20 protein-coding genes and 1 pseudogene are annotated in these 20,314 nt (G+C 62.8%); 12 read left to right on the forward strand and 9 right to left on the reverse strand.

What is annotated here, in order from left to right; all coding sequences use genetic code 11:
* Window positions 1-110: 110 nt before the first annotated feature.
* Window positions 111-623 (reverse strand): winged helix-turn-helix transcriptional regulator, encoded by a 513-nt coding sequence (locus ACVWVY_RS15850; protein WP_456627234.1) that lies wholly within the window; start codon window positions 621-623, stop codon window positions 111-113.
* 238 nt (window positions 624-861) lie between these two features.
* Here ACVWVY_RS15850 and ACVWVY_RS15855 point away from each other — a divergent pair, with 238 nt between their 5' ends.
* Window positions 862-1,494, forward strand: a complete 633-nt coding sequence (locus ACVWVY_RS15855; RefSeq protein ID WP_456627235.1) for a DsbA family protein — start codon at window positions 862-864, stop codon at window positions 1,492-1,494.
* Between the two features lie 106 nt (window positions 1,495-1,600).
* Window positions 1,601-2,800, forward strand: a complete 1,200-nt coding sequence (locus ACVWVY_RS15860; protein WP_456627236.1) for a CaiB/BaiF CoA transferase family protein — start codon at window positions 1,601-1,603, stop codon at window positions 2,798-2,800.
* A 35-nt stretch (window positions 2,801-2,835) separates the two neighbouring features.
* On the opposite strand, the gene ACVWVY_RS15865 is transcribed toward ACVWVY_RS15860, so the two are convergent.
* Both ACVWVY_RS15865 and ACVWVY_RS15870 read right to left on the reverse strand, forming a co-directional pair.
* The gene (locus ACVWVY_RS15865; protein ID WP_456627237.1) at window positions 2,836-3,513 is read right to left on the reverse strand and encodes a glutathione S-transferase family protein; all 678 of its coding nucleotides are present in this window, start codon (window positions 3,511-3,513) and stop codon (window positions 2,836-2,838) included.
* A gap of 1 nt (window position 3,514) precedes the next feature.
* Entirely contained in the window at window positions 3,515-4,258 is a 744-nt protein-coding gene (locus ACVWVY_RS15870) for an SDR family NAD(P)-dependent oxidoreductase (RefSeq protein WP_456627238.1), read from the reverse strand.
* A 234-nt stretch (window positions 4,259-4,492) separates the two neighbouring features.
* Between ACVWVY_RS15870 and ACVWVY_RS15875 the strand changes: the two genes are divergently transcribed.
* Complete coding sequence (locus ACVWVY_RS15875) at window positions 4,493-6,100, forward strand: class I adenylate-forming enzyme family protein (protein WP_456627239.1); 1,608 nt, start codon at window positions 4,493-4,495, stop codon at window positions 6,098-6,100.
* 19 nt (window positions 6,101-6,119) lie between these two features.
* Entirely contained in the window at window positions 6,120-6,857 is a 738-nt protein-coding gene (locus ACVWVY_RS15880) for an SDR family oxidoreductase (RefSeq protein WP_456627240.1), read from the forward strand.
* Window positions 6,858-6,898: 41 nt separating this feature from the next.
* Here ACVWVY_RS15880 and greA read toward each other — a convergent pair whose 3' ends face one another.
* The 5 genes from greA to ACVWVY_RS15905 form a co-directional block, all read right to left on the reverse strand.
* A complete protein-coding gene (greA, locus tag ACVWVY_RS15885; protein ID WP_456627241.1) occupies window positions 6,899-7,381 on the reverse strand; it encodes a transcription elongation factor GreA in 483 nt (160 codons plus the stop codon).
* A 133-nt stretch (window positions 7,382-7,514) separates the two neighbouring features.
* Window positions 7,515-9,026, reverse strand: a complete 1,512-nt coding sequence (locus tag ACVWVY_RS15890) for a helicase HerA domain-containing protein (protein WP_456627242.1) — start codon at window positions 9,024-9,026, stop codon at window positions 7,515-7,517.
* A gap of 191 nt (window positions 9,027-9,217) precedes the next feature.
* Window positions 9,218-9,490, reverse strand: a complete 273-nt coding sequence (locus ACVWVY_RS15895) for a hypothetical protein (RefSeq protein WP_456627243.1) — start codon at window positions 9,488-9,490, stop codon at window positions 9,218-9,220.
* Window positions 9,491-9,678: 188 nt separating this feature from the next.
* Entirely contained in the window at window positions 9,679-10,503 is an 825-nt protein-coding gene (locus ACVWVY_RS15900; RefSeq protein WP_456627244.1) for an SDR family NAD(P)-dependent oxidoreductase, read from the reverse strand.
* 24 nt (window positions 10,504-10,527) lie between these two features.
* The gene (locus ACVWVY_RS15905) at window positions 10,528-11,364 is read right to left on the reverse strand and encodes a MurR/RpiR family transcriptional regulator (RefSeq protein ID WP_456627245.1); all 837 of its coding nucleotides are present in this window, start codon (window positions 11,362-11,364) and stop codon (window positions 10,528-10,530) included.
* 182 nt (window positions 11,365-11,546) lie between these two features.
* Here ACVWVY_RS15905 and ACVWVY_RS15910 point away from each other — a divergent pair.
* The 8 genes and pseudogenes from ACVWVY_RS15910 to ACVWVY_RS15945 all read left to right on the forward strand — a co-directional run bounded on the left by ACVWVY_RS15910 (window position 11,547) and on the right by ACVWVY_RS15945 (window position 18,464).
* A pseudogene (locus ACVWVY_RS15910) lies at window positions 11,547-12,495 on the forward strand (ABC transporter substrate-binding protein).
* The gene (locus ACVWVY_RS15915) at window positions 12,452-12,793 is read left to right on the forward strand and encodes a hypothetical protein (RefSeq protein ID WP_456627246.1); all 342 of its coding nucleotides are present in this window, start codon (window positions 12,452-12,454) and stop codon (window positions 12,791-12,793) included. The pseudogene ACVWVY_RS15910 and the gene ACVWVY_RS15915 overlap by 44 nt, the downstream one beginning before the upstream one ends.
* A 77-nt stretch (window positions 12,794-12,870) precedes the next feature.
* Window positions 12,871-13,791 carry a branched-chain amino acid ABC transporter permease gene (locus ACVWVY_RS15920; protein WP_456627247.1) on the forward strand — a complete coding sequence of 307 codons (921 nt, stop codon included), beginning with the start codon at window positions 12,871-12,873 and terminating at the stop codon, window positions 13,789-13,791.
* 3 nt (window positions 13,792-13,794) lie between these two features.
* On the forward strand, window positions 13,795-14,838 hold the full coding sequence (locus ACVWVY_RS15925) for a branched-chain amino acid ABC transporter permease (protein WP_456627248.1): 1,044 nt from the start codon (window positions 13,795-13,797) through the stop codon (window positions 14,836-14,838).
* Window positions 14,829-15,572, forward strand: a complete 744-nt coding sequence (locus tag ACVWVY_RS15930) for an ABC transporter ATP-binding protein (protein ID WP_456627249.1) — start codon at window positions 14,829-14,831, stop codon at window positions 15,570-15,572. Before ACVWVY_RS15925 ends, ACVWVY_RS15930 begins: the two co-directional genes overlap by 10 nt.
* A complete protein-coding gene (locus ACVWVY_RS15935) occupies window positions 15,569-16,270 on the forward strand; it encodes an ABC transporter ATP-binding protein (protein WP_456627250.1) in 702 nt (233 codons plus the stop codon). Before ACVWVY_RS15930 ends, ACVWVY_RS15935 begins: the two co-directional genes overlap by 4 nt.
* Window positions 16,270-16,929, forward strand: coding sequence for an ATP-binding cassette domain-containing protein (locus tag ACVWVY_RS15940; RefSeq protein ID WP_456627251.1), 660 nt, complete (start codon window positions 16,270-16,272; stop codon window positions 16,927-16,929). Before ACVWVY_RS15935 ends, ACVWVY_RS15940 begins: the two co-directional genes overlap by 1 nt.
* Before the next feature lie 98 nt (window positions 16,930-17,027).
* Window positions 17,028-18,464, forward strand: a complete 1,437-nt coding sequence (locus tag ACVWVY_RS15945) for an NAD-dependent succinate-semialdehyde dehydrogenase (RefSeq protein WP_456627252.1) — start codon at window positions 17,028-17,030, stop codon at window positions 18,462-18,464.
* 71 nt (window positions 18,465-18,535) lie between these two features.
* Here ACVWVY_RS15945 and ACVWVY_RS15950 read toward each other — a convergent pair whose 3' ends face one another.
* On the reverse strand, window positions 18,536-20,248 hold the full coding sequence (locus ACVWVY_RS15950) for a protein kinase domain-containing protein (RefSeq protein ID WP_456627253.1): 1,713 nt from the start codon (window positions 20,246-20,248) through the stop codon (window positions 18,536-18,538).
* Between the last annotated feature and the right edge of the window lie 66 nt (window positions 20,249-20,314).

The raw sequence follows: 20,314 nt of genomic DNA on the forward strand, positions 1-20,314 counted from the left end.
CGACCCAGAATTATTCGAAAGGTCATTCCAAGCTGGCCGCCACGACCGCAGGAGAAATCACCGACATCTGCGTAGCGAGGCCTTCGCGGTAGCCCGCGTCAGCGGCCACCTCAAGCGGCGCTGCGGCGCGCCTTTGTCTTGGGCTTCTCCGGCGCCTTTATTGCCGGCGTGCTTCGGGCACCGGGGCCAGGGTGGGTATGAACCTCCTTGGCCGAAAGCGGCTCACCGCATTCGGAGCACACCATGACCGGATCGAAGTTCTTGCCGCATTTGCGGTGCGCATGCAGCAACGGCCGCCCGCGTGTGTCGACCATGTGTGTGTCACCCCAATGCACGATTGCCATCATGATTGGATAGAGATCGAGCCCTTTTTGGGTGAGAATATATTCATGCCGTTTGGGCGAGTCCTGATAGGGAATGCGGCGCAGCACGCCTTGCCGGACCAGTTTCTTCAGCCGCTCCGCGAGCAAATGGCGCGTGATCCCGAGCGCGGACTGAAATCCTTCGAAGCGGCGCGTGCGCAGAAAGCATTCGCGCAGGATCAGAAGGGTCCAACGGTCGCCGATCACGCCGATCGTGCGGGCCATCGAACACGGCTCTTCTTCAAGGGCATCCCATCGCATACCTGCTCTCCAGTCCAGCCGGCCCCCTGTTTCCGCTCGAATCGTCCAGGGAACCTCGGCCGTCTACCATTCTAGATAGGTACTAAGCTCCAAACAATCCCTGCAGATCGGGTAAAACCAGCGTAAATCTGCAAAAATTTGACAGTTCGTTTTTAGAACTATAAAGGTGAGCGGCGGTCGGGTTTCGACTATTGGGTATCCAGCCCGATCATCCAATACGCTCGCGGGAGGAGGCGACATGCCCCTGAAGGTTGAATTCCAGTTCGATTTCGGCAGCCCGAACGCTTATCTGGCGGAAGCAGCCATTCCAGGGATTGAACGGCGTACCGGCGTGAAATTCGAGTACGTCCCGGTTCTGCTGGGGGGCATCTACAAGGCGACGGGCAACATGTCGCCGTTCGACTCGCTTCGCGGAATCAAGAACAAGCCGGAGTACCAGGCACTCGAGACCCAACGGTTTATCCGGCGCCACAAAATCACGAAATTTCGTCAGAATCCCTTCTTTCCGGTCAACACGTTGATGTTGATGCGCGGCGCTGTCGCCGCCCAATTCGAAGGCGTGTTCGAGCCCTATTTCCGCGCCGCTTACCATCATATGTGGGAAGAGCCGAAGAAGATGGACGATCTCGAAATCTTCCGGAACGCATTGATCTCCTCAGGCATCGATATCGACCGGTTGATCGCGCGTGCGCAAGGGGATGACGTCAAGAAGAGGCTGATCGACCTGACCAACGATGCCGTCAGCCGCGGAGCATTCGGTTCGCCGACTTTCTTCGTTGGAAAGGAAATGTTCTTCGGCAAGGATCAGCTTCGTGACGTCGAGGAGTCGATCGCCGAACAGATCGGCCCGCCGGTTTCGAAAACGGCCTGAGATCGGGAATTGAGCGCTGGAAGACAGGCCTCGTATGCTGGGCCTGCACGACCGAAATCCAAATTCGCAGTCCGCTAGCAAAAGTAATAATAAGGGAGAATGCCCAATGCCTGGCCCACTCAGCGGCGTTCGCGTCCTCGATCTGACTGGCGTTGTGTCGGGCCCGTTCGCGACGATGTTTCTGGCGGATCAGGGCGCCGATGTCCTGAAGATCGAGCCGATCGGCGGCGATATCACCCGCCGCAGCCGTGCCACGATCGACAAGGAGGGCGAGTTTTCCGCGCTCTTCATCTCTTCGAACCGCGGCAAGCGTTCGCTGTCGATCGACGTCAAAAGCACGGCTGGGCGCGAGGTGCTCGCCAGGCTGGTCGCGCAGGCTGATGTGCTGGTGCAGAACTTCCGGCCCGGCACCATGGAGCGCCTCGGACTCGGCGTAGAAGAGTTGCGCCGGCGGCATCCGCGCCTGATCTACGTCTCGATCAGCGGCGTCGGCGATACCGGCCCGTATGTGAAGAAGCGCGTCTACGATCCGATCATTCAGGGCCTGTCCGGCTTCGCCGATATCCAGTCGCAGCCGGTCACGAACCGTCCGCAGATGATCCGCACGATCGTATGCGACAAGACCACCGCAGTCTTTGCCGCACAGGCGGTGGCGGCGGCGCTCTATGCCCGCGAGAAAACCGGGCAGGGCGATCATATTCAGGTCGCGATGCTGGATACGATGATTTCCTACCTGTGGCCGGAAGGCATGATGCAGTACACGGTGGTAGGAGCCGAGGCCACCGCCGCCGATCCCAACGACCGGCCGGATCTCGTGTTCAAGACCAGCGACGGCTACATCACGGCTGGTACCATCTCGGATTCCGAATGGCAGGGCTTTTGCCGAGCCTCCGGCGATCCCGAGCTTGCCACGGATCCTCGCTTTGCGACTCCGGCGGCGCGTTCGGTCAACGCCACGGCCCGCATCAACAAGATGGCGGAGTATATCGGCCAGCACCCCACTGCCGAATGGCTGGAGCGCCTGGACGCCGCTGACGTCCCGTGCGCGCCAATTCTTCGACGGGGCGAAATCATCCACAACGAACAGGTAATCGCGCGCGACATCATCGCGGAGTTCGATCAGCCGAAGGTCGGTCGGGTGCGGCAGCCGAAGCCGGCGGCCCGCTTTGAGATCAATGAGGCCGCGATCGGCGGGCCTGCTCCCCGCGTCGGCGAGCACTCGCGCGAGGTATTGCGGGAACTGGGTTACGACGACAGCGCCATCGACAAGATGGTCGCCGAGCGCAGCGTGCGCGTGGCGATCTAATCCCGAAGCCCTCTCGCGCGAGTGGCGGGCGGTTTCTAAATTTTCACCGGCGCCGGCGTAATCGGTGCCATCGGAACATTCGCCGCGACGGCGCGCTGATAGGCATCCCGTTTCCTGATGCGCTCGAGATAGGGTTGCGCGTTGTCGCAAATGCCGACGCCGTAGGCGATAGCCCACTCAAGGCAGGTCGTGAGCAGGATGTCGGCGCTGGTAAACCGCTCACCCATCAGGAATTGCCGGCCGTCTGCGAGCGCGACTTCGACATGGCGCAACTGCCGGCGGAAATACTCTCCGGCCTGGGCAACAACCTCGGGCGCAATACCGTAGATCGGACCGAGCGCGTCGGCCCGATGGCGGCGCATCACGTAAAGGCTGGTTGAATCCAGTTCTGCTACGATAAAGAAGCACCATTCCAGCCACGCGGCATACTCACGCGTGGTTTCAGGAATCAGCGAGCGCTCCGTCGTGGAGTACATTCGCGACAGGTAGGCAACGATTGCGGCGCTCTCGCCGATGCAGAAGTCGCCGTCCTGCAACAGGGGGACCTTCTGGCGCGGGTTGAGCCTGGTGTATTCAGCGGTCTTGGTCTCGCCCGTTCGCGGCCCGATCGGCTTTGTCTCGTAGACCAGGCCGAGTTCGTGCATGGCCCAATGCGCACGAATGGTGCGGCTTGTCCCAACGCCCCACAGGGTCAGGTTTGGCGTCGCGTTCATGTCACCATTTCTCCACAGAGGGGCGGAGATCGAGCTCGTGGGTCCAGCCATCCCTGCTTTGCTGGTGGGTGAACCAGTAGGCTTCGGCAATGGAAGACGTCTTGGTCAGGCTATCCGGGGGAATTTCGCTTGCCTCGATCCCCTTTGCGGCCTTCATGCGCTGATGAATCGCTTCGCTGTCGACGCCGGCGTCGATCAGGAGATGCACGACGTGAATGTTCTTCGGTCCGAGCTCGCGCGCCATCGCCTGGGCTACTGCTCGAAGTCCGAACTTCGCTGCTGAAAATGCCGCAAATCCCTTGCCGCCACGCACGCTGGCGGTAGCACCTGTAAAGAAGATGGTGCCGCGCCCGCGCGGCAGCATGACGCGGGCCGCCTCACGTCCGACCAGGAAACCGCCATAGCAAGCCAGTTCCCAGGCCTTGAAGAACAGCTTCTCGGTTGTCTCCAGCAATGGCTTGTTGACGTTGGATCCTGCGTTGAAGAGGCAGACCTCGATGGGCCCGAGCTCTTTCTCGATCTGTGCGAATATGCCTTGGACCTCTGCTTCCTGGCGGGCATCGACACTGAACACGTGAACGTTATGTCCTGCAGCCCTCAGTTCGCCCACAAGCCCCTCCGACTTGGACGCATCGCGCCTGCAGATGCAAACCGTATAGCCGCCCGCTGCAAAACGCCGGGCGACGGCCGCGCCGATGGCGTCGCCTGCGCCCACAAGTATCGCCACGCCGCGGCGCTCCGCCATTCCGCTTCTCCCATCAAGTTCTTATTTGATACTTCAATCGTAACGGCGAGCCGATACATTGTAAACGACGGTTTTCACCCAGTGAGCAGGCGAAGATAAGGCAGGCAGGTTGCCCCTTCGGACCTTGTGAAGCGGAGAGGATGGATTGGTGTTGACGAGTTCTAAAAAAGAACGTTAAATCTGGTCGAGCATCCCGCATTGCTCAAGCGGGCAATCGTTGATGGGAGGTTGGCGGTGACGGAGCTTCTGGAAGCGCTCGATGTCGACCAGATTGCAGTCGGGTTGCCGAACCGCATCCATGAGGTAACAGCCGGCCAGGTTGCCAAGACTCCGGATCAGATCGCGCTGGTCGAGGACGGCGCCGCCTGGAGCTATCGTGATCTGGATCGGCACGTCACCGAGATCGCTGCTGTCCTTTCCTCGATTGGGGTGAGAGCGGGCGACCGGATGATGATCGTCAGCGAAAATTGCATCGCGTTGGCAGGATTGTTGCTCGCGGCGAGCCGGCTCGACGCCTGGGCCATCGTCGCCAATCCGCGGTTGTCGGCACGCGAGCTGGATCAGATTCGCGACCATAGCGGCGCCCGTCGGATGTTCTTCACATCAAGTGTTTCGAAGGAGGCCGCGGCGCACGCATCACGCTATGGCGCAGAGAACCGGCAAATCGGCGCACTGCGGGAGATTGGCATCGGCCCGCTGAACGAAAGCGCAACCGTCGAGCCGGTGGAGGACGAACCGGCGAAACAGGTGGCGGTGCTGATCTACACCTCGGGAACGACGGGTACGCCCAAGGGGGTGATGCTCTCGCATGATAACCTGCTGATCAGCGCAAGGACTACCGCGTATTTCCGCAGAATGAATCAAGACGACAAGATCTATCTCGTATTGCCGATCTCCCATATCGTCGGCATCTCGCTCCTGATCATGACGCTGATGGTCGGCGGCACGGTGCGCATGGTCAGCAAATACGATCCTGCCGCGACCGCCAGGGCGATCGCGGAGGAGAGCGTCACCATCCTCAACGGCGTGCCCGCCACCTATCAACGCTTGCTGGAATACAAGAGCGTGTCGGGTGTAGAGCAACTCGCCCGAGGCTCGTTACGCCTGATCGCCGTCGCCGGCGCGCCTCTCGATTTGAACCTGAAGTCGCGTGTGGAAAAGGAGTTCGGCCTTCCGCTGCTTAACGGCTACGGCATCACCGAATGTTCGCCGGGGATATCAGGCGTGCGCTTCGATGCGCCGCGGTCGGACCAGGCGGTTGGCACGCTGCTGCCGGGAGTAGAGGCCCGGGTCAGAACCATCGACGGCATACCTGCGGCAAGTGGGGAAGTCGGGGAACTGCATGTCCGTGGGCGCAACGTGATGCTCGGCTACTATCGTGCCCCCGAGCTTACGGCCAAGGTGATCGACAGCGAGGGCTGGTTCAACACCGGCGATCTGGCGCGCTTCGACGGCGATTGCCTGTATATTGTCGGGCGCACCAAGGAAATGATCATCCGTTCGGGCTTCAACGTTTATCCCGCCGAGGTCGAAGCGGTCCTCAGTTCACACAAGGACGTCGTGCAGTCCGCCGTGGTCGGCCGTGCCGCAGATGGCAATGAGGAGATTGTCGCCTTTGTGCAACTGCTGCCGGGGTCACGCGTGACGCAGGAGGAACTGATGGGTTTCATCCGATTCCAGCTCACATCATACAAGCGGCCGTCCGAAATCATCATCCTTGATGCCTTGCCGGCCACTTCAACCGGCAAGATACTCAAGCACAAGCTCGCGGAGTCCTTGCGTGGCGAAGGTGGCGAGACCCCTCCGGCGCTGGCTGCCGAACCTCGCAGACGACAGATTTAACCTGACCGGGAGAACACCCTTGCAAAAGAGAAACGCAACCGTGGCCGTGATCGGCGCCGGCGACTACATCGGCGGCGAGATCGCCAAGAAGTTCGCCTCAGAGGGCTTCACAGTGTTTGCCGGGCGCCGCAACGGCGCCAAGCTTGAGCCGTTGGTCAAGGAGATCGAAAAGGCCGGAGGCGAAATTCACGCGCGCTCGCTCGATGCACGCAAGGAAGAGGAGATCATTTCCTTCCTTGGCGACGCGGACAAGCACGCTCCGCTGGAGGTCTGCATCTTCAACATCGGGGCCAACGTCAACTTTCCGATTCTGGATACGACCGAACGCGTGTTCCGCAAGGTCTGGGAAATGGCCTGCTACTCCGGCTTTCTCGCCGGCCGGGAAGCGGCGCGGTTGATGCTTCCCCGCGGCAAAGGCAATATCTTCTTCACCGGCGCGACCGCGAGCCTTCGCGGTGGGACGGGATACGCGGCCTTCGCCAGCGCGAAGTTCGGCCTGCGGGCCGTTGCACAGGCGACCGCGCGCGAATTGGGTCCAAAGAACATTCACGTGGCGCATCTCATCATCGATTCCGGCGTCGATACGGAATGGGTGCGCCAGCGGCGGATCGAGGCGCTCGGTCCGAATGCGCTTGAGGATCCCGATCTGTTGATGCCGCCGTCCTCAGTCGCGGAATCCTATTGGCTGCTTTATCAGCAGCCCAAAAGCGCCTGGACCTTTGAACTGGAGATTCGTCCCTTCGGCGAGAAGTGGTAGCGGGCCATTCCAAACACCGGCTGTGTCTTGTCCCGGGGCTGCTAGGAGATCGCGATGATCTCGAGCTCATGACCGGATGCACCGACGACATCCCCAACAGCTTTGCCCATAAGAGACCGTGCCACTGGGGACACGAAGGAAATGGAACCGGCCTTGGGGTCCGCTTCGTCCTCTCCCACGATATGATATTTCTGCACGCGTCCATCCTCGCGCCTGAAGGTCACGGTGCTCCCAAAGGCGACAGTATCAGTTGACGTCGGATGGGGGATGACCTGAGCGGTCCGAACTCTCGCTGCAAAGTAGCGGGCATCACGCAACGGGGTTGCCGCTTGCCGCCGTCGTTCATTCACGTCTTCGATTTTCTGCGCGGTCTCGTGCGCCTCGCGAGCCTGTTGGAGCTGAAATTCCAGGGCCTTTAATCCCGCTTCCGTAACAAGGTTCGGATGAGGTGAAACCGGGCGGTCGGGGAGCAAGGTCTCCGACGCCGTTTCGGCACTGTCTTCCTTGGTGAAGGCAACGCTCAAGCTCAAAACTCCTCTTAAGCGAGATATGCAAAAGGCGCTCGGCGACAAGAGCGCGGACGCGTCAAAGGAACTGTAGCGCAATGTTCAGCGAGTTCTGCGAATCATACACCGCGGAGCGAGACGGGCGCCATGATCAAGTTACCTCGTTGCTGCAGCCCTGCTCCGCCCGCAACTCCTCGGCATTGGGGTCGCCCGGTGCCGTCGCCCAGGCCAGTTCGACCAGCGTCACGATCCGTCGACCGGCACCGTCTAGCTGGCAAACGATGAGGCCCTGTTCCTCGATATAGGTCAGCAGGCGCCGTGCACGACGCAACGAATGTGAGCCATAGGCGCGGGCAATCGCTGCATCGCCCGGGCAGGGCCAACCTTCCTTCGCAGCGCGGGCGATCATCATGAAGACGCCCTGCATATCCTCCGGCAGAAGTGAGGCGCGGACTGAGACATCCTGCCATCCGTTATCTTCTGCCATATCGGAGCCGAGCCCGGCGCGCGCGCGCGTCAGCATGCGACGGAAGTCCGCGAGATCAGGCACGTCCGAACCGAGGCCTTCTATTCGGCAGCGGACCACGAACTCCTGATAGAGGACGCCGATGGCACGGAATCCCGCGTCGGGTTCCGCCATGACGGCGCGCAGAATACGGTCCACGCGCTCCCGCCGCTCCGCCAGTTCCTCGGCGCTGAGTGGCTGTTCCGCCGCCTCGGGACGGATCTCCAACGCCGCGGTTTTCGCCGCCATGAGCTGGCCGAGGAGGTCCGGCGGCGGCGACCGGCGCTGCGGCCGATTATTCTCGGGCGGCGGCGCTGCAAGAATGATGGCGCGGGCGTCCGGTGTCGCTTCCGGCATCGGCATCAGGCGCGGGGTCGCGTTGCGCGGCGTGGTGTCAGTGGGACCGATGCGCAGCCCCAGCGGACGGCGGGAGAGCGCCGGTCCCAGCGCCATGAATTGCCCGCGCTCCAGATCCCGGAAGGCCTCGGCCTGTCGCCGCTCCATGCCCAGAAGGTCGGCGGCGCGCGCCATGTCGATATCCAGAAAGGTTCGGCCCATCAGGAAATTGGACGCCTCGGCCGCGACGTTCTTGGCGAGCTTCGCCAGTCGCTGGGTGGCGATGATCCCCGCAAGCCCGCGTTTGCGGCCACGGCACATCAGGTTCGTCATGGCGCCGAGCGAGAGTTTGCGCGCCTCGTCCGTAACCTCGCCGGCGACGGCCGGTGCGAACAGCTGCGCCTCATCCACCACCACCAGCATCGGATACCAGTGGTCGCGGGCGACGTCGAAAAGCCCGCCGAGGAAGGCGGCGGCGCGCCGCATCTGGTTCTCGGCGTCGAGCCCTTCGAGATTGAGCACCGTGGAGACGCGATGGATGCGCGCGCGCTCGCCGGCGACCTGCAGGCCACGCTCGGTATGGTCCTCGGCATCGATCAGGAGGTGGCCGAAACGGTCGGCAAGCGCCACGAAGTCGCCTTCGGGGTCGATGATGGTCTGCTGCACCCAGGGCGCACTCTGTTCCAGCAGCCGGCGTAGCAAATGGGATTTGCCGGAACCCGAATTGCCCTGCACCAGCAGGCGGGTCGCCAGCAGTTCCTCAAGGTCCAGGTTAGCCGGGGCGCCTGCCGTCGTGTGTCCCATCTCGATCGCAACGGTCATGGCTCGACTCAAAGTCTCCTTGGCGGAGGCGGGCTTAACAACCTGATCGCAGCCCGTCGAGCGCCCATGGCCGACTACTCCGTGTTCTCCACGGCGCAAAGCGGTCGTTCACAGGCAATCGGCATGTTGTGGATGACTATGAGTAGATGAGTCACAGCTAGCTGACAAAATTTTCAGCAATACGGAACAAGTCAGCGCGACGAGGCCACATTCTTCAATTGCACCAAGAATGTCACCAGCCATCCGCACGCAAACATGCCCGCGAGACCAAGCGCCGTTCTGCGATCTATCAAGGACAGGTTTGTCCACCACCATATCCGGTAAAGCCATATTCCCGTCGTGGCTACGCCAAGCAGGCAGACCAGCATCTTGAGAAAGGACGAGTTCGCGACACCTAGAGCGCCAAACAAAAGCGTTGCCGGAACGAGAAACATCGTGCAGGCGGATATCAAAGTCTCGTTCATGGGTCCTCAAGGCATCTACGAATCGCAGGGCTACATATGCAGTTTGCAGCAACCCGTACCCTTCTGGAAGGTGCGCCGATGCGACTGATACCTGGCTTGCGCCGCCCACGATGCGGTCGTCCAATCCAGTTTGAACGAGGAATGACGAAATCCCAGATGGGTTTGCGGCTGGCAAACCGGCACCCGCCTCACGCCGCCCAGCACTGTCCCCCGCCATCGACGCGCAGCACCTGGCCCGAAACGAATGCACCCAGCGGTCCTGCGAACACTTCGACGACGCGCGCGACTTCGTCCACGGTCGCGATGCGGTCCAGCGTGCCTGTTTCCACCATTCGTTCCTGATCCACCGCGCGCGTGCCCATGAAGCGGCCGGTGCGGGTATCGCCGGGGGCGATGCAGTTGACTGTGATGTCGTATGAGCGGAGCTGGTCGGCGAGGCAGCGGGTGTAATGCGTCATGCCAGCCTTGGCCACCGCATAGATCGAGGCGTTGGTGCGGCCCTTGAAGGCGGCGACCGAACCGATGGTGACGATGCGGCCCTGACGCCGCGACATCATTTGCTGCGCCACCGCCTGGCAGGTCAGGATGGTGGAGAGCAGGTTGCGGTCGAGCACCGCGCGCACGTCTTCCTCGCGGATGCCGACAGCATCGTTCGGATCAGGCTTGCCGCCCTTGGCGGCGATGTCGCCGCCGGCATTGTGGACGAGAATATCGATCGGGCCCAATTGTTGCGTCGTGGTCTCGACCACCCGCGCGATGTCGGTGCCTTGTGTGAGATCGCCGAGCACGCGGATGGTGCGGACGCCATGCGCCACTGCGACGTCCGCGGCGACGGCCGTCAGCGTCGATCCCTCGCCATATTCCGCAGGACCGTTCTCGCGCATGCCGTGTACGGCGACATCGGCGCCGAGGCTTGCGAGCCGTTCGGCGAACGCCCGGCCAAGGCCGCGACCCGCGCCGGTGACCAGCGCAACCTTGCCCTTTAGTGCTCGCGCGGCGTCGTTTGATGCCATGATGTGTTCTCCTGATGTGAAATGTCAGTCAGCGGCGAGATCGAGGCCGATGGCAATCGCCTGCACCAGGCACATCGGCGCGACCAGCGTGCGCAGGGCCGGCTCCGGCATGTCCTGGATCTCGAATACGACCGACGCGCCCTCGACGATCGGGCTCAGCAGACTGTCGGTGATGGAAATCGCCGGCACGTTGCGCGCCACCAGTTCGGGAAACAGCCGCGCCGTGTCCGGGTAATAGTTGCGGAAGCTGATCGCGACCAGCGCATCCTCGGCGGTAGCGGGATGGGATTGCTCGTGAATGCTGCCGCCGGTGCCGTCGAGCAACACCACGCGCCGCCCGAATTTTCGCAGCACATAGGCGAGGTGCGTCGCCACCGGAAACGAACCGCCAAGCCCGAGCAAATAGACGTCGCGCGCCTTCGCCAGTATTTTGATGGCGGCTTCGAGTTGGTGCTCGTGGGCTGACTGGCTCAGCGCCACCAGCGATGATTGCGCTTCCGCGACGAAGCGTCCCAGCACCGCCGCAGGCTTGCGGCCGAGGATCGATTTCTCTTCGCTCTTCATCCGCGCCAGCCGCGCCTTGTAACTCGGCGCCACGCCGGCGACGAGGCGCGAACGGAACACCTGCTGCATCTGGGTAAAGCCGTCGAAACCGAGCGCGTGGGCGAAGCGGACGATGGCCGACGGCGGCACGCCGGAACGCTCGGCGATTTCGGCAACGGTACCGAGCGCGACGTCGGTCGGATGATCGAGCACGAATTCGGCGATCTGCTGCAGGCGCCCGGACAACGCGCGATGCCGCTGGGCAATCGCACCGCGCAACTCGTCGTAATTCATCGCCGTGCTGGCAGGCTTGTTCATGGTGTCAGCTTTACCCGATCGCAGCCGTTTCGCCGATTGTTCTATCTGATGGTTCAAATATTCCACTTTACATTTACAATAGAACGCTCATTCTATGAGCCGCAACAAGAAAACAAAGCGGTTGGGAGGGAGCCATGACGAAGCGTGAAATCTCGCGGCGAGGCGTTCTCAAGGGCAGCCTGATGGCCAGCGCCCTTGCCGGCACGGCCAGTTATTTCGGTCCCTGGAAGGAGAATCGGGTCTGGGCGCAAGGCGCCGCCAAGCCGATCAAGCTCGGCCTGACCTGCGACGCCAGCGGCCAGTACGGCAACAGCGGCCAGGACGATCTGCGCGGCATCCAGCTGGCGATCGACGAGGCCAACGCCAAAGGCGGGGTGCTCGGGCGCAAGGTCACCTGGATCACCGCCGACACCGAAACCACGCCGGCGACCGGCAGCCGCATCGCCGAGCGTCATCACGAGGGAAGACTGCACCATCCTGATCGGCGCGGTGCATTCCGGCGTCGCCAACGCCATCACCCAGGTCGCCGCCAAGAACGGCGTGATCTATCTCAATACCAATTCCTCGGCGCCCAGCGAGGCCGGCGAAAACTGTTCGCGCATCAAATTCGTCTGGGACGGCAACGGCACCAATTTCTCCAAGGCATCGGTCAAGAACGCCGTCGATTCGATCGGCAAGAACTGGATGCTGCTCACCAACGATTACGTGTGGGGCCACACCACGTCGGCGGCAACCAAAGCGCAGGTCGAAGGCGCCGGCGGCAAGATCATGGACAATCTGTTGGTGCCGCAGAACACCCGTGACTTCACCGCCTATCTGTTGAAGATCCAGCAGGCGAAGCCGGATGTGGTGGCGACCGCGATCGGCGGCGACGACATCAAGGCGCTGCGCGAGCAGGTCGCCCAGCTCAAGCTCGACGGCAAGCCGGCCTGGATCAACAACCAGCAGGACTGGCCGGATGTATGGGGCGCGCCCAACAGCCTGTTCGGCGTGTTCGGCACCACCTGGTATCACAAGCTGGCGCTGCCCGGCGTCGCCGAATTCGTGAAGAAGTGGCAGGCCACCAACAAGGAGGGGGTCGATTCCGGTGCCCGGAAACGTCTCCTACAACGGCTACATGGCGACGCGTGAATTGCTGCGCGCGATCGAGCGCGCAGGCTCGACCAACAACATCAAGATCATCAAGGAACTTGAAAACCTGAAGGTCTCGGCGACCGACCGCATGCAGCATTTCGATGCCTATATGGATCCGATTACCCATCAGATGCAGCAGACGATCTATTTGGCGCGGCGCAACGCCAAGCCGTCCGACAACACCGATCTGTACGAGATCATCAGCTGGACCGAGCCGAAGGCGGCTGCCGATACCGATGCGCAAGCCAAGTGCAAGCTGACGCCCTACGAGCAGGTTCCGACCGTCGACTCCTGACGACAACAGGGGCTTGATCTCTTGCAGCGGGCGCGCGTGCGCCCGCTGTCTCGCAAATACCAACACGAGACTGCAGCTTGTTCGATCTCCTTCCGCATATCCTCAACGGCCTCACGCTCGGCCTGCTGTTCGCGCTGATCGCGCTCGGCTTCATGCTGATCGTAGGCCTGATGGAGCAGATCAACCTGGCGCATGGTTCATTGTTCGCGCTCGGCGCTTACTTCGCCATGCAACTGATGGGACCACGCCCGCCGTTCCCGCCTGACATCGCGCATGCCTGGCTCGCGATGCCGCTCGGCTGGCGCTATGTCGCGACGCTGATCCTGGCGCCGGCGGCGGTGGGCGTCGTCGGCATCGCCATCGAATTCTGCATGCGCCGCACCTACGGCAAGGATCCGATGTATGGCCTGCTGCTCACCTTTGGCGCGGCGATGGTGATCGAGGAGACGATCCGCCTGACCTGGGGCACGCGCGATTACGTGTTGCAGGTGCCGCAAGGGGTCAGTGGCGGATTCCTGTTTGGTGATTTGATCTGGTCGACCTATCGCTTCTATGCCGCCGGCATTGCGGTCGCGATCATCGGACTGGTCTGGCTGCTGATCGAGAAGACGTCATTCGGTGCGACCGTGAAAGCCGGCGCCCATGACAGCGAGATCGTGCGCGCGCTCGGCATCAATTTGACGCGGCTGCGGCTGCTGGTCTTCGTGTTCGGCACCATGCTGGCTGCGATTGCCGGCATCATCGTGGCGCCGATCTGGGGCATCCGTCCGCATATGGGCGTCGACGCCGTCATTCCTGCGTTCCTGGTGATCGTGCTCGGCGGCGTCGGAAGCTTCTGGGGTGCCGTCGTTGCGGGCCTTCTGGTCGGTCTCGCCGTCGGTCTCTCCGGCGCATACGCCTCCGAATGGTCATTGCTGTCGATGTACGTGCTGCTGGTGGCGGTGGTGACCGTCCGGGCGCGCGGCCTCTGGGGCAAGAAAAGCGTGCTCGAGGCCTAAAAGATGATCCCGACCCAACAATCCGATTCCGTTCGGCTGATCACGCCCACCATGCTGGTGCTGTTCCTGGTCCTGGCGACGGTGCCGCTGTGGATCGCGCGCGCCGGTCTCTATCCTTATCTCGGCATCGAAATCCTGATCTGGTCGCTCTACGCGCTGGCGTTCAATCTCGTGCTTGGTACGGCCGGACTACCGTCGTTCGGTCACGGCGCCTATTTCGGCATCGGCGCCTATGCGTTCGGTCTCTGTCAGTTCAACGTCGTCGCCAATCTCTGGATATGTCTGGCCGCGGCGTTCGTTATGGCGGGATTGGCCGGAGCGCTGGTCGCGCTGTTCATCTCGCACCGGCGTGGCATCTACTATGCCTTCATGACGATCGCGTTCGGCCAGATATTCTGGACGCTCGCGATCAAATCGCACAAGGTCACCGGCGGCGAGGACGGGTTGTTGAAGATCGCGCGGCTGCCGGCTGATCTTGGATTCGCGTCGTTCGATCTCGCCGGCAATGTGGCGTTCTACTATTTCGTTCTCATCGTGTTCGGCTTCGCTGTCATCGCGTTGTGGCGGTTGGTGCATTCGCCCTATGGCCGTGTCATCGCGGCCATCAAGCAGAGCGAAACCCGCGCCGCGCATCTCGGCTACAATGTCTGGCTCTACAAGGCGTCGATCTTTACGCTGTCCGCGGCGGTTTCGGGCTTTGCCGGCGGGTTGTTCGCGATGGCGCAGCTTGCCGCATTCCCTGATGTGATGAGCCTGCATCAATCCGGCTATGTGGTGATGATGACGCTGGTCGGCGGCGGCCTCGTCAGCTTCTGGGGACCGGTGGTCGGCGTGTTCCTGTTCCTGATCGCGCGTGATGTGATCGGCGCCATGACCAATGCCTGGATGCTGTATTTCGGTCTCCTGTTCATTGCCGTGGTGCTGTTCCGTCCCGAAGGCGTTGCCGGCGCCATTACGGCAGCCTGGCAAAACCGTTCGCTGCATTCGATGCGGCAGCAGGGCGGCTCCGCGCTGCGACTGTTGTTCGGAGGTGGGCGATGGCGCTGATCCAAGTCGCAGGCGTTCACGTCCGGTTCGGCGACCGCGTCGTGCTCGAAAGCATCGACCTTGCGGTGCCGGAGGGTGAATTCCACGGTCTGATGGGGCCGAACGGTGCGGGCAAGACTACGTTCTTCAACGTGCTCACCGGCCGCGTGAAGCCGAGCCGCGGCTCGATCCTGCTCGATGGCGAAGATGTGACGGGGCTTAGCTCGCACCGCGTCGCCGCCAAGGGCGTCGCGCGCTCGTTCCAGATCATGACGCTGTTCGATGAATTCACGGCGCGCGAAAACGTCATGGTCGGCCTGCCGGACTTTCGCACCCGCGGCTTTGATATGCGCTACGCGGCGGCCGGCGATCGCGGTTTTGCAACGAAAGCGTCGGAGGTGCTCGCGACCGTCGGGCTTTCCGACAAGGGCGATGTGCGAGCCAAGGATCTTTCCTATGGCGACCGCCGTGCGCTCGAGATCGCAGTCGCGCTGGGGCAGAACCCCCGGGTGCTGTGCCTGGACGAGCCGACTTCCGGGCTTGGCTCCGATGGCGTGCAGCGGCTCGCGGCGCTGGTCGGGCGTCTCAAGGGCAAGCTCACGATCGTGGCCATTGAGCACGACATGGAATTCCTGTTCTCGCTGGCTGACCGCATTTCGGTGATCCACTGGGGCCAGGTGGTCGCGCGCGGCACGCCGCACGAGCTGCAGCAGAATGAATGGGTCAAGCGCTCCAACCTCGGGCGGTTCGCATGATTTTGGAAGTCGATGCGGTCGATACGTTTTACGGCGAAACCCAGGCGCTGTTCGGCGCCTCGCTGGCGGTGGAGCGCGGAAAGGTGTTTGCGCTGCTCGGCCCCAACGGCGCCGGCAAGACCACGATGCTGCGTTCGATCCTGGGGCTCACGCGTCCGAGGCGTGGGGCGATCCGGTTCGATGGCCGCGAGGTCACCCATCGTCCGACGCACGAAATCGCGCGCGGCGGCATCGGCTGGGTGCCCGACGACCGGCGGCTGTGTCCGACGCTATCGGTGGCGCGCAATCTCGGCATCGCGCAGAAGCGCACCCGGTTCCGGAGCTGGACCGTCAAGGAGACCTGCGAAATCTTTTCGCCGCTCGAGTATCTGATGGAGCGCGAATGCGAAAACCTGTCGGGCGGCGAAATGCAGATGGTGGCGATCGCGCGCGCCCTCGTCGGCGCGCCTGGGCTCATCCTGTTCGACGAACCGAGCCAGGGGCTGGCGCCGAAGATCGTCGGCGACGTGCTGGCGACCATTCGCAGGCTGCGGGAGGAGGGCGTCGCCTCGCTGGTCGTCGAGCAGAACGCCGAGATCGCGCTATCGGTCGCCGATCATGCCGCGGTCATCGACCGGGGCCGGATTGCCTGGACCGGAGAAGCGGCGGCACTCCGCGACGACGGCGGTCTGCGCCAACGCCTGCTCGGAGTTCACTGATGGCTTCGCCGCTGCTTGTTCTGAGTAAGGTTCGCAAGGTCTACACGCGCGGGCGCGTGGTGCGCCATCAGACGTTTGGGCTCGAAGCCGATCTTGAGATCGCCCAACCATCGATCGTCGGCGTGGTCGGCCCGAACGGCGCCGGCAAGACCACGCTGTTTGAGATGATGACGGGTTCAAATACGCCGTCTTCCGGCCATGTCTACGTCGCCGGTACCGACATTCACCGGGTCAAATATCGCGAGCGTGACCGGCTGGCGATCCATTATCATCAGTCTTATCAGGTCCGCCGCTTCCGCAAGCTGGTCCCGTCGGTGCTGCTCGAGAAGTCGCCGACATCGGCCCCCATGGTGCATCTGTTCGACGAGCCGCAGTTCAACCTGCAGGACGGCTATATCGGCTTCATGCTCGACTTCTTCCGCAAATTGCGGGCCGAGGGTCGTCTCGTGGTGTTGTGCCTGCATCCGACCGCGGCCTGGCATCTGGAAATCCTCGCTGAAATTGCCGAGCAATATCTGCTGGTGGCCGATGGCGGCGTGACGCGACACCCCGATTTCGCGGCACTCACCGGTCAGGCGCGGTTTCGCAGTTATCTGGGTGCGGAAATGACCCGGGCGGCGGAAGCGCTCTGCGCCGGTCGCTGGGTCACACCCGGATGAATCGGTTTTGCAATCCGGCCGGGCTTCGCACATAAAAGCGCCCGATCTTCAGCCGGCCCATTCGCCATCCGGCGACAATAAAAGAGGAAGCAAGTCTCGTGGCATATTCCAATACGCAATTGTTCATCAACGGCAAATGGCGGCCGAGCCAGTCGGGCAAGACCATCGCCGTGCTCAATCCGGCGACGGAGGAAACCATCGGCACCGTAGCCCATGCCGACCGCGCCGATCTCGACGAGGCGCTGGAAGCAGCCGCCAAGGGGTTCAAGGTCTGGCGGGCGGTGGCGCCGTTCGAGCGCTGCAGGATCATGCGCAAGGCGGCCGCGATCATGCGCGAGCGCAATGACGAGATCGCGCTGCTCTTGACCATGGAGCAGGGCAAGACGCTGGCCGAGGCCAAGATGGAAGCGATGGCCGCCGCCGACGTCATCGAGTGGTTCGCCGAGGAAGCCAAGCGCGCCTATGGCCGGGTAATCCCGGCACGCGGCCCCGGCATCTACCAGATCGCGGTCAAGGAGCCGGTCGGCCCGGTCGCGGCCTTCACGCCGTGGAATTTCCCGATCAATCAGGTCGTGAGAAAACTCTCCGCGGGGCTTGCGGCGGGCTGCTCGATCATCGTCAAGGCGCCCGAGGAAACGCCGGCGTCGCCTGCGCAACTGATCAAGGCGTTCGTCGATGCGGGTGTGCCTGACGGCGTGATCAATCTCGTTTACGGTGTGCCGTCGGAGATTTCTGAATATCTCATCCCGCACCTGGTGATCCGCAAGATCTCTTTCACCGGATCGACCATCGTGGGCAAGCAGCTCTCCGCACTGGCGGGCCTGCACATGAAGCGCGCCACCATGGAGTTGGGCGGCCACGCACCGGTGATCGTGTTCAAGGACGCGGACGTGTCGTCGGCGGCGAAGATTCTGGCGGCGGCGAAGTACCGCAACGCCGGCCAGGTCTGCATCTCGCCGACCCGCATGCTGGTACAGGACGACGTGTTCCGTGAGTTCGTCGACAAGTTCGTCGAAGGCGCCAAGTCGATGAAGGTCGGCAACGGCCTGGACCCGGATTCGAAGATGGGCTCGCTCGCCAATCCGCGCCGCGTCACCGCCATCGAAGGCATGGTGCAGGATGCCGTGGGCAAGGGAGCAAAACTCGAGACCGGCGGCCATCGTGTCGGCAACAAGGGATACTTCTACGAACCGACCGTGGTCAGCGACGTGCCGAAGGATGCGCGCGCCATGAACGAGGAACCGTTCGGGCCGCTGGCGCTGATCTCCCGCTTCTCCACCTTCGACGAAGTGGCCGAGGAAGCCAACCGCTTGCCGTTCGGTCTGGCATCCTACGCCTTCACCAGCTCGACCAAGACGGCGACCGCGATCGGCGCCGCCATCGAAGCCGGCATGGTCTCGATCAACAGCTTTGGCCTTGCGCTGCCCGAAGTGCCGTTCGGCGGCATCAAGGATTCCGGCTACGGCTCGGAGGGCGGCACCGAGGCGATGGACGGGTTTTTCAACACCAAGTTCATCACCCAGACCGGGGTGTGAGCCAGATCGCGAAGCCGACGCGGTTTGCTTCGCTCATGTGACATAGCCCGGCGCTCCACCCAGGCGTCGGGCTAATGTCGTACCGACCACGCCAGAAGCAGGATCACGAGCACGATCAGGCCTGCGGACAGGCTCTTCCAGAAAACGAGCGGATCGCGCTCGTAGAGCGAGCGCCGTGACGCTGCGGCCGGCTTCGCCCACATCGCGCCATTCTCGAGTTCGTGCGAGAACTCGATGACATCGCCGTAGCGTTGCGCCGGATCGACATTGAGCGCCTTGCCGATTACAGCGTCCAGCCAGGCCGGCAGGTCGGGGCGATAGCGGGAGAGGGAAGCGGGCTTGCCGAAGCGGGGCCGCGAGAATGGTTCGATCTCGCCGTAAGGGTAGGCGGCAGTGAACGTCCGGTACACGGTGACGCCAAGCGCATACAGATCGGAAAACTCGTCGCCGGTCCGCCCGCCGAACAGCTCCGGCGCCATGTAGCTCGCCGTGCCCGGAATATCCTCGGCGGGAAAATCCTCGAGCAGCGGCACGCGCGCAACCCCGAGGTCGACCAGCCGCAATCCGCCGGCCTTCAACAGGATCACGTTGTCGGGCTTGATGTCGCGATGAATGATGCCGGCGCGATGCAGAGTGGCGACCGCGCGCGCCAGCTTGGTCGCGATCCCGATGCCTTCGGCCAGCGAAAGCTGCGGCGAACGATTGAGCCGCTGCTCCAGCGTCTCGCCTTCGTAAAGCGGCATCACCGAATAGAGGCGGGTCTGCCTTTCGGCAGGCAGTTCGACGATTTCTCCGATCCACAGGCTGCGCACGCGCGCGGCGACCCACGCCTCGCGGACGAAGGCGAGGCGATAGGAGCCCTCGCTGGCCACGCGCGGATGCGGAAACTTCAGCACGAGTTCGCGGCCCTGCCGCTTGTCGATCGCCTTGAACAGGCGGCTGTAGCGTCCATCCGACAGTATTTCACCGAGCGTGAAATCGTCGATGACGTCGCCGGTTTCGGGCAAGTCCAGGATCGGAAGCGTCGCGATCGAGTGGGTGAGTTCGTCGCGGTCGGCGGGCGGCAGGTCGACGACATCGAGCACCAGGGCGGTCATGTTGTCGCTGGAGCCGGCATCCAGCGCCGCGTCGACCAGCGCGCGCGCGGATTCTTCCGGCGAGGTGCGCTCGCTCAACAGCACCTGTAGTCGGTGATCGGCCAGCACGCCATGAACGCCGTCGCTGCAGATCAGGAGCCTGTCGTGCTGGCGCAGTCCGACGGTGGCGTAATCGAAGCGGGCGAAATCCTCAAAGCCGATGGCGCGGTTGAGCAGGTGAGCGAGATCGCCGCGTCCGGCGATGTGGTCCGTGGTCAGCCGCTCCAGGCGCCCCTCGCTGAGGCGATAGGCGCGGGTGTCGCCAATGTGAATGACGTGGCACTGCCGCCGCGACAGGATGATCGACGAAAATGCGCAACTCATGCCGCTGAGCAGCGGATCGGTGCGGCCTTGCGTGTAGATCCAGCTATTGGCGGCTTCCAGCGAACGCGATGCCCGGCGGCGCACGCCGAGCGTTTCGGGAAGGGAATAATAGGCGTCGATGAAGCATCGAACCGCGAGTTCGGCCGCTTCGCGTCCGCCCTTGTGTCCGCCGACGCCGTCGGCGACCACGGCGACGATGTCGCGGTTGCTCACACCGGACCGGCCGAGACAGGTCCCGACGTAATCCTCGTTGGCGGACCGCTTGCCGGTCTCGCTGACGAAGCCGACGCGAACCCCGAGATTTCGTTGCGAACCGATCGTCACCCGCGGCCTGTCGGACCTTTGTTAGGACGCGTTTTCTTCACGCGAACCGGTACCCACTTCGCTTGA

It is taken from the genome of Bradyrhizobium sp. URHC0002 (assembly GCF_054059515.1).

Coding starts and splice junctions, on each gene's coding strand:
- ACVWVY_RS15870 (WP_456627238.1), bottom strand. CDS start 4,258: ATGGCGGAGCGCCGCGGCGTGGCGATACTTGTGGGCGCAGGCGACGCC.
- ACVWVY_RS15890 (WP_456627242.1), bottom strand. CDS start 9,026: ATGACCGTTGCGATCGAGATGGGACACACGACGGCAGGCGCCCCGGCT.
- ACVWVY_RS15850 (WP_456627234.1), bottom strand. CDS start 623: ATGCGATGGGATGCCCTTGAAGAAGAGCCGTGTTCGATGGCCCGCACG.
- ACVWVY_RS15905 (WP_456627245.1), bottom strand. CDS start 11,364: ATGAACAAGCCTGCCAGCACGGCGATGAATTACGACGAGTTGCGCGGT.
- ACVWVY_RS15900 (WP_456627244.1), bottom strand. CDS start 10,503: ATGGCATCAAACGACGCCGCGCGAGCACTAAAGGGCAAGGTTGCGCTG.
- ACVWVY_RS15865 (WP_456627237.1), bottom strand. CDS start 3,513: ATGAACGCGACGCCAAACCTGACCCTGTGGGGCGTTGGGACAAGCCGC.
- ACVWVY_RS15940 (WP_456627251.1), top strand. CDS start 16,270: ATGGCTTCGCCGCTGCTTGTTCTGAGTAAGGTTCGCAAGGTCTACACG.
- ACVWVY_RS15935 (WP_456627250.1), top strand. CDS start 15,569: ATGATTTTGGAAGTCGATGCGGTCGATACGTTTTACGGCGAAACCCAG.
- ACVWVY_RS15860 (WP_456627236.1), top strand. CDS start 1,601: ATGCCTGGCCCACTCAGCGGCGTTCGCGTCCTCGATCTGACTGGCGTT.
- ACVWVY_RS15930 (WP_456627249.1), top strand. CDS start 14,829: ATGGCGCTGATCCAAGTCGCAGGCGTTCACGTCCGGTTCGGCGACCGC.
- ACVWVY_RS15925 (WP_456627248.1), top strand. CDS start 13,795: ATGATCCCGACCCAACAATCCGATTCCGTTCGGCTGATCACGCCCACC.
- ACVWVY_RS15855 (WP_456627235.1), top strand. CDS start 862: ATGCCCCTGAAGGTTGAATTCCAGTTCGATTTCGGCAGCCCGAACGCT.
- ACVWVY_RS15895 (WP_456627243.1), bottom strand. CDS start 9,490: ATGAACGAGACTTTGATATCCGCCTGCACGATGTTTCTCGTTCCGGCA.